The sequence below is a fragment of the Actinomycetospora sp. genome (assembly GCF_055612215.1).
In genome coordinates this window covers 1-7,221 of sequence record NZ_JBVPVA010000643.1, presented here as the reverse complement: position 1 = coordinate 7,221, position 7,221 = coordinate 1, and the positions used below count along the sequence as shown (strand labels likewise).

7 protein-coding genes and 1 pseudogene are annotated in these 7,221 nt (G+C 76.4%); 1 reads left to right on the top strand and 7 read right to left on the bottom strand.

The genetic code is table 11. From position 1 onward, the window contains the following. A pseudogene (locus tag AC0CYZ_RS17675) lies at nt 1–214 on the top strand (glucose-6-phosphate dehydrogenase); the annotation flags it as partial. An 81-nt stretch (nt 215–295) separates the two neighbouring features. On the opposite strand, the gene AC0CYZ_RS17670 reads toward AC0CYZ_RS17675, so the two are convergent. The 7 genes from AC0CYZ_RS17670 to AC0CYZ_RS17640 form a co-directional block, all read right to left on the bottom strand. Then, a complete protein-coding gene (locus AC0CYZ_RS17670) occupies nt 296–1,720 on the bottom strand; it encodes an NADH-quinone oxidoreductase subunit N (protein ID WP_472217661.1) in 1,425 nt (474 codons plus the stop codon). Next, entirely contained in the window at nt 1,717–3,270 is a 1,554-nt protein-coding gene (locus tag AC0CYZ_RS17665) for a complex I subunit 4 family protein (RefSeq protein ID WP_472217659.1), read from the bottom strand. Before AC0CYZ_RS17665 ends, AC0CYZ_RS17670 begins: the two co-directional genes overlap by 4 nt. After that, nucleotides 3,270–5,135 carry an NADH-quinone oxidoreductase subunit 5 family protein gene (locus AC0CYZ_RS17660; RefSeq protein WP_472217657.1) on the bottom strand — a complete coding sequence of 622 codons (1,866 nt, stop codon included), beginning with the start codon at nt 5,133–5,135 and terminating at the stop codon, nt 3,270–3,272. The genes AC0CYZ_RS17665 and AC0CYZ_RS17660 overlap by 1 nt, the downstream gene beginning before the upstream one ends. Before the next feature lie 10 nt (nt 5,136–5,145). Next, the gene (locus AC0CYZ_RS17655) at nt 5,146–5,457 is read right to left on the bottom strand and encodes an NADH-quinone oxidoreductase subunit NuoK (protein WP_472217655.1); all 312 of its coding nucleotides are present in this window, start codon (nt 5,455–5,457) and stop codon (nt 5,146–5,148) included. Further along, nucleotides 5,454–5,966: an NADH-quinone oxidoreductase subunit J gene (locus AC0CYZ_RS17650; protein WP_472217663.1), complete on the bottom strand. Its 513-nt coding sequence runs from the start codon at nt 5,964–5,966 to the stop codon at nt 5,454–5,456. Before AC0CYZ_RS17650 ends, AC0CYZ_RS17655 begins: the two co-directional genes overlap by 4 nt. Before the next feature lie 2 nt (nt 5,967–5,968). Beyond that, the gene (locus tag AC0CYZ_RS17645) at nt 5,969–6,901 is read right to left on the bottom strand and encodes an NADH-quinone oxidoreductase subunit H (RefSeq protein ID WP_472217653.1); all 933 of its coding nucleotides are present in this window, start codon (nt 6,899–6,901) and stop codon (nt 5,969–5,971) included. Further along, nucleotides 6,894–7,221: hypothetical protein (locus AC0CYZ_RS17640; RefSeq protein ID WP_472217652.1), on the bottom strand; the 328-nt coding region annotated here is incomplete at its 5' end. The genes AC0CYZ_RS17640 and AC0CYZ_RS17645, both read right to left, overlap by 8 nt.

Genomic DNA, 7,221 nt, shown 5'->3' with positions numbered 1-7,221 from the left:
GCCGCCCTACGTCCGGCTCATCCACGACATCCTGCTCGGCGACCGGACGCTGTTCACCCGGCCGGACGGGCTCGAGGAGGTCTGGCACGCGGCCGGTGCGGCGATGGACGGGTCGACGCCGCTCTACCCCTACGCGCCCGGTTCCTGGGGCCCCGAGGAGGCGCTGCGCCTGGCCGACCCGGTCGGCTGGGAGCTGGGCGACCAGGCCGACTGATCACGGCCACGGGTGGCGGCGCCGGCGGGACGAGGCGCTGACGGTCGGGCGCCGAGCCGGTGCCGCTCGGGACGGCCGCGATCACCCCGCGAACGCGACCAGGATCCCGCCGGCCACCGAGACCACGGCGAGCACGACCGCGACGGCCCGCGCGCGGGGGGCGACGGGGTCGCGCAGCACGGGGTCGCCCGCGGAGAACACCGGCGCGATCCAGCGCAGGTAGTAGAAGAGGCTCGCGATCGAGTTCAGGACGGCCACGACGGCGAGCCACGTCATCCCGCCGTCGACCGCAGCGGTGAACCCGGCGAGCTTGCCGGCGAACACGACCGTCGGGGGCGTGCCGACGAGCCCGAGCAGCCCGACGGCGAGGGCCACCGCGAGCACCGGGTGGCGCCCGGCGAGACCGCGCTGGTCGGCGACCTCGAGGGCCTGTGGCCGGGCGGCGAGCACGGCGAACACGGCGAGGTTGGTCACCGCGTACGCGGCGAGGTAGCCGAGGAGCGAGGGCAGCGCGAGCGGAGTCCGGGCGGCGACGGCGACCGGGACGAGCAGGTAGCCGACCTGGCTGACGGTGGAGTAGGCGAGCAGCCGGCGCAGCGAGGTCTGGGCGAACGCGGCGAGGTTCCCCAGCGTCATGGAGGCGACGGCGAGGACCGCGACCAGCAGCGGCCAGGGGATCGCGTCGGCCGGCACGGCGACGAGCAGCCGCCAGGTCGCGACGAGCCCGCCGAGCTTGGCGGTCGTCGTGAGGACGGCGCCGGTGACGGGGGACGTGCCGTCCACGGCGTCGGGGACCCAGAAGTGCGCGGGCACCCCGCCGATCGTCATCAGCAGCCCGGTGAGGACGAGGAGCAGCGCGACGGCGGCGGCGACGGCGGGAGGGCCCGGCGTCGTGAGCCGGCCGAGGGCGCCGTAGGCGGTGGCGCCGGTCAGGCCGAGCAGGACCGTCACCCCGGTGAGCAGGACCAGCCCGAACAGGGCCGAGGACAGGAAGTACTTCAGCGCGGCCTCGGCGGCGCGGCCGTCACGGCGCAGCCCGGCGACCGCGGCCAGGGGCAGGCCGGCGAGCAGGACGGCGGCGGCGAGCAGCAGGAGGTCCGAGGCGCCGCCGAGCACCATCGCGCCGACCCCGGAGAGCTGGACGAGGACGGCGAACGCGGTGTCCACGCGCCCGGTGACCGACGACGGTTTCCGGACCCTGGGTGTCGGCACCGAGACGTCTCCGACGTCCGGGTCCCCGGCCAGGACCAGCGTCACCGCCACCGCCCCCGCGACGAGCACACGCACGGTCGTCGTGGCCACGTCGACGGTGTAGGTGCCGCCGAACGCCGTCGGGCCGCCGTGCACGAGGAGGGCCACGACGGCCGCCGCGACCGCCACCGCGACGCCGAGCCCGCGCACCGCGGCCTCGCGGCCGGGCGGGAGGAACGACCCGACGAGCAGGCCGAGCACCGCGCCGAGCGTGAGGACGATCTCGGGCATCAGGGTGAGCGCGTCGCCGGTCATCGGCTCACCAGGGACACCACCTGCGCGGCCGCCGGGGCGATCGTCGAGGTCAGCAGCGCGGGCGCCACCCCGATCACCAGCGAGCACGCGAGCAGCAGCCCGACCGCGGCGGTCTCGGCGACCCGCAGATCCGGGCTCGACGGCGAGCGCCCCAGCCGGGCCCGCGGCGTGGGGGACCGCTCGGCGGCGGGCGGGAGGTGCCGGTCGCCGAGGAGCATCGACTGCAGCGCCCGCAGGAACAGGGCCGCGGTGATCGCGAGCCCGAGCGCCGCGAGCACCGTCGCGACCGGGTACGCCGGCAGCGACCCGGCGAGCAGCGAGAACTCCCCGATGAACCCGGACAGGCCGGGTAGCCCGAGCGAGGCGAACGCGGCGAGCGCGAACGTCCACGAGAACCGCGGCATCGGGCCCGCGAGCCCGGTCCAGGCCGCGATCTCCGAGGTGTGCCCGCGGTCGCGCAGCACCCCCGCGAGCAGGAAGAGCGCCGCGGTGACGAGCCCGTGGCTGACCATCTGGACGGTCGCGCCCGTGACCGCGAGGGTGCGCGCCGCGGGCCCGGCGGCGACGACCCCGGCAGCGCCGACGGCGAGCACGACGTAGCCGAGGTGCGTGATCGAGGTGTAGGCGACCAACCGCTTGAGGTCGCGCTGGGCCAGGGCCACCAGCGAGCCCCAGAGCACCGACACCACCCCGAGCACCACTGCGACGATCGCCGCCGCACGCCACGGCCCGGGCAGCAGCGGCATGGCGATGCGGACGAAGCCGTAGGTGCCCATCTTCAGCAGGACCCCGGCGAGCACCGCCGACCCGGCCGCGGGCGCGTCGGTGTGGGCCGGGGGCAGCCACGTGTGCAGCGGCCAGACCGGGGTCTTGATCGCGAGCCCGACCCCGATCGCGACGAGCGCGAGGATCCCCGCCACCCCATGCCCGGCGAGGGGGTCGCGCGCTGCGAGCGTCGGGATGTCGAAGGTGATCCCGCCGGTGTCGCGCCCCCCGACGGCGAGCACGAGGAACCCGAGCAGCATCACCAGCGAGCCGAGGAACGTGTACAGGAAGAACTGCAGCGCCGACCGCTCGCGCGACCCGGTGCCCCACCCCGCGATCACGAAGTACATGAGCACGATCGACAGGTCGAAGAACACGAAGAACAGCACCAGGTCCAGGGCGAGGAACACCCCGACGCAGACCGCCTCGAGCACGAGGAACAGCAGCACGAACGCCCGGGTCCGGGCCGGGTCCTCGCCGACGGGGCGGCTCAGCGAGTAGAGCGCCGCGGCCAGGAACACCACGGTCGTCATGGCTACGAGCGGCGCGGAGAAGCCGTCGGCGCCGAGGTGGTAGCCGACGCCGAAGGCCGGGATCCACGGCACCGCGACCTCGTCGCCGAAGCCGCCGCCGCGCGGCACCGCGGTCCAGACCAGCACCGACCCGACCACCTCGGCGAGCGCGAGCACGACCCACGCGGCCAGCACCGCCTCCCGCCGCGCGGCCGGGACCGCCGCGAGCACCGCCGCGACGACGAGCGGGGCGAGCCACAGCGCGGTCAGCATCAGCGCACCCCCGTGACCACGAGGACGGCGACGAGCGCGGCCAGCGTGCCCACGGCGACGAGACCCTGCGCGTAGTACTGGTGCTGCTGCCCGGTCTGCGGGCGTCGCGCGAGGTCCCCGAGGCGCCGGATCCCGACGCCGAGCCCGGTCACCGCGGTCCCGAGGGGACGCTCACCGCGCGCCTCGACGACGCGGGCCAGCCGCGGCACGGTCGCCACCGCCCGGGGCGGGACGGTCGCCAGCGCGCCGTCGGCGCGGTCCACCAGCCGCGCGAGGGCGAGCACCGGACGCACGACGATCGTGCGGGTGGCCGTCTCGAGGCCCAGCCAGCCCCGGGCCGCGCCCGCGAGCCGGGGGAGCACGGCCGAGCGCAGCCGGATCGGGCGGGTGTGCAGCGCCCAGGTCGCGGCGGCGGCGAAGACGGCGACCACGCCGGTGGTCACCAGTTGGCCCGCGTCCGCCCGCGGGACGGCCCCGACGGCCACCGCGACGGCGCCGACGGCGGCCGCGGGCACGGCGAGCGCCACGAGCGCCACCCCCAGGACGACCGGGACCCGACGCCGCCGCTCGGCCCCACGCCGGATCGAGGGCGAGGGGGTGGGCCGCCAGACGAACCACGCCGCGCGGGTCGCGTAGACCGCCGACAGGGCCGTGGCCAGCAGCCCGGCCACGGTCAGCAGGCCGTCCCCCAGCGGCACCCCGGCCAGCACCGAGTCCTTCGTCCACCAGATCGACAGCGGCGGCAGCCCGGCCAGCGCCGCGGCGCCCACCGTGAACGTCACCCCGACCACCGGATGGCGCCGCGCCGCCCCGCGCAGCACCGGCAGCGAGCGGGTGCGCAGCACCGCCAGCCACCCGCCGGCGGCGAGGAAGAGCAGCGCCTTGACCGCCGCGTGCGCCACGAGCAGACCGGACGCACCCGCCGTCGCCCCCACACCCGCGCCGAGCACCATCAGCCCGACCTGCGCGCAGGTCGACGCGGCCAGCAGCTGCTTGAGGTCGCGCTGGGTCGCGGCGACGACGCCGAGCACGACCGCGGTGAGCGCGCCGGCCCAGGCCACCAGCGTCGCCGCCCAGCCCGTGGCGGCCAGCAGCGGAGCGACGCGGACCAGCAGCACCGCCCCGGCCGCGACCATCGTCGCGGAGTGCAGCAGCGCCGACACCGGGCTCGGCCCGACCATCGCGCCCGAGAGCCACGTCGAGAACGGCAGCTGGGCGGACTTGCCGAGCGCCGCGACCACGAGGCCGGCCGCGACCAGCGACCGCCAGCCCTCCGGGGCGGCCGCGGTGGCGCCGAGCGCCAGGCCGGGCACCCCGCCCGCGAGCGCGGCCCCCGTCGCGACGTAGAGCCCGACGTCGCACACCCGCGTCGTCAGGAACGCGCGGGTGGCGGCCGGGCCGACGGCGCGGTCGCGGCGGTCGAAGGCGATCAGTACCCAGCTCGCGGCGCCCATGACCTCCCAGGGCGCGAGCAGCGCGGGCAGCGTCGCGGCGGTGACCGTCGCCAGCATCGCCGCGAGGAAGATCAGCATCGAGCCGACGAAGCGGCCCTCGCGCAGGCGCGGTTCCCCGGCGGCCGCGAGCAGCACCAGGGCGCCGATCACCGTGACGGTCACGACGAGCGCGGCGGCCAGGCCGTCGACGGTGTAGCGGAAGGCGACGTCGCCGAGCAGCGGCACGACGAGCGTCGGCGCGACCGCTGCGCGGACCTCGGCCGCGAGCTGGACGGCGAGCACCGCGGCGACGACGGCCGCGACGAGGCCGCCCGCGACGACGGGCGCGCCGGCCGCCCGCGGGAAGACCGTGAGCAGCACGAACCCGGCGGTCACCGGGACCGCGAGCAGGAGGGCGAGCAGGAGCGTCATGCGGGTCGGCTCACCTCGCGAGCTCCCCGGCGTCGTCGGTGAGGTCCACCCGGCGGGCCCGGTAGAGAGCGAGCGCCACCGCGAACCCCGTCGCCATCTCCACGGCCATCACGGTCACCAGGACGACCACGAGTACCGACGCGTTGCCCGGCCGACCCGCCGCCCACCAGATTCCCCCGGTTGCGAGCACCAGGCCGTTCACGACGAGCTCCAGCCCCATCATGATCATCACGATCGACTGCTGGGACAGCGCGCCGTACACCCCGGTTGCGACGAGGGCCGCCGCGACGACGAGGACCACCCGCAGCGTCGTCTCGGTCACCGCCGGCCTCCCCGGGGCGCGGGTCCGCGGCTCACCGAGAGCGCCACGGTCCCGACGATCGTCGCGAGCAGCGCCAGCCCGAGCACCGACATCGTCAGCATCTGCGGTCCCATCAGGTCCAGGCCCAGGGCGGTCGTCGGGTCGGGTGCCGGCGGGATCGACGGGGACACCGGCCAGGGCACCAGCAGCGCGCCCGCCGCCAGGACCGCGAACACCCCGAGCGCGATCAGCCGGGCGCCCCAGCGGTTGTGGACCATCGTCATCGGCTCGAGGCCCGCCGGGTTCATCATCAGCATGACCATGAACACCACCATGATCATCATCTCGATGGTCATCATGAGGACGACGACGATCCCGAGGTAGGTCAGGCCGAACGCCAGCAGCACCACCGCGACGGCGACGAACGAGAGCAGCAGCAGGAACGTCGCGCGGGCCATCGAATCGGCGACGAACACCCCGACCCCGGTGACGACGGCGAGCAGGCCGAGGGCCGCGACCACGATCAGCAGCGTCACAGCAGCACCACCACCGTCACGACCAGCGCCTGCGCCACCGCGAGCGGGATCAGCACCGTCCAGGCGAGCGTCGCGAACCGTTCCATCCGCAGCACCGGCATCAGCCGGCGCAGCCCGAGGAGCAGGCCCAGGACGACGACCAGCTTGATCGCGACCCACAGCCACGCCGGCCCGCCGAACGGGTCCGGGCCGGTGATGGGCGGTGGCGCGCCCCCGCCGAGGAACAGCGGGACCGCCATCGCGGCCGCGGCGACCAGCAGCATCCAGCGCCCGGCGTGGAGCAGGAGCCGGTCGAGCCCGGCGTGCTCGGCGGCCGCACCGCCGGCGAGGTCGCGGCCCAGCGGCGCCGCGAACGGGCCCCAGAACGCCATCGCCGCGGTCGAGACCAGGTAGAGCAGGAACGCCACCGGCATCCATACGGCGTACCAGAGCCCGTGCTGGGCGCCGGCCACCGTCGCCGGGTCGAGCGACGCCGCGGCGATCGCCGGCGTGGTGATCGCGAGCATGTGCGGCAGCTCGTAGGCGAGGCCCAGCGGCAGCACGCGGTAGCCCCCGACGAGTGCCGTGGCCGAGTTCGGCCCCCAGCCCGCGGTCCACACCGCGAACCAGGCGAGCACCTCCATCGCGTTGAACCAGACGATGCCGACGTCGAGGTCCACGGCGGCGCCCGTACCCGGCAGGCCCAGCGGCACGACGGCGACGGCGAGGACCGCGGCGACCGGCAGCACCGTCAGCCCGATCCGGGCGAGCAGCGGGTCGTCGGTCGGGGTGCGGCGGCGCTGCTTCGTGAGCAGGCGCAGCGTCTCGACGGCGGGGGTGCTCGGCCGGCCGCCGCCGGTCACGGCGCCGGCCGAGGCGGCCAGGCCGGCGACGACGACGAGGGCCGGGGCGAGCAGGAGCAGCGGGAGCAGGGTCGTCGGGTCAGCCATGGTGCTCGTGGTGGGCGGCGTGGTGCCCGGAGGCGGCGGGCCGGTGGGCGTCGACCGGACCGGCCCCGAGCCCGGTGTCGGGGTCCATCGCGGCGAGGGCGAGCCGGGCGGCGCCGAGCTCGAGCCCGACGAGGGCGGCGGCCGCGCGGTGCGGCGCGGGCCGGACGGGCGGGGCGAGGCTGCTGCCCAGGCCGGCGGCGAGCGCCCGGACGCGGGCCTCGACGGTGTTCTCGGGCACCGGGACGTGGTCGGTGGCCGAGAGCGGGATGCCGCGCAGGGTCCAGGCCAGGGTGCGGGAGCGGGCGAGCCGGCGGCCGAAG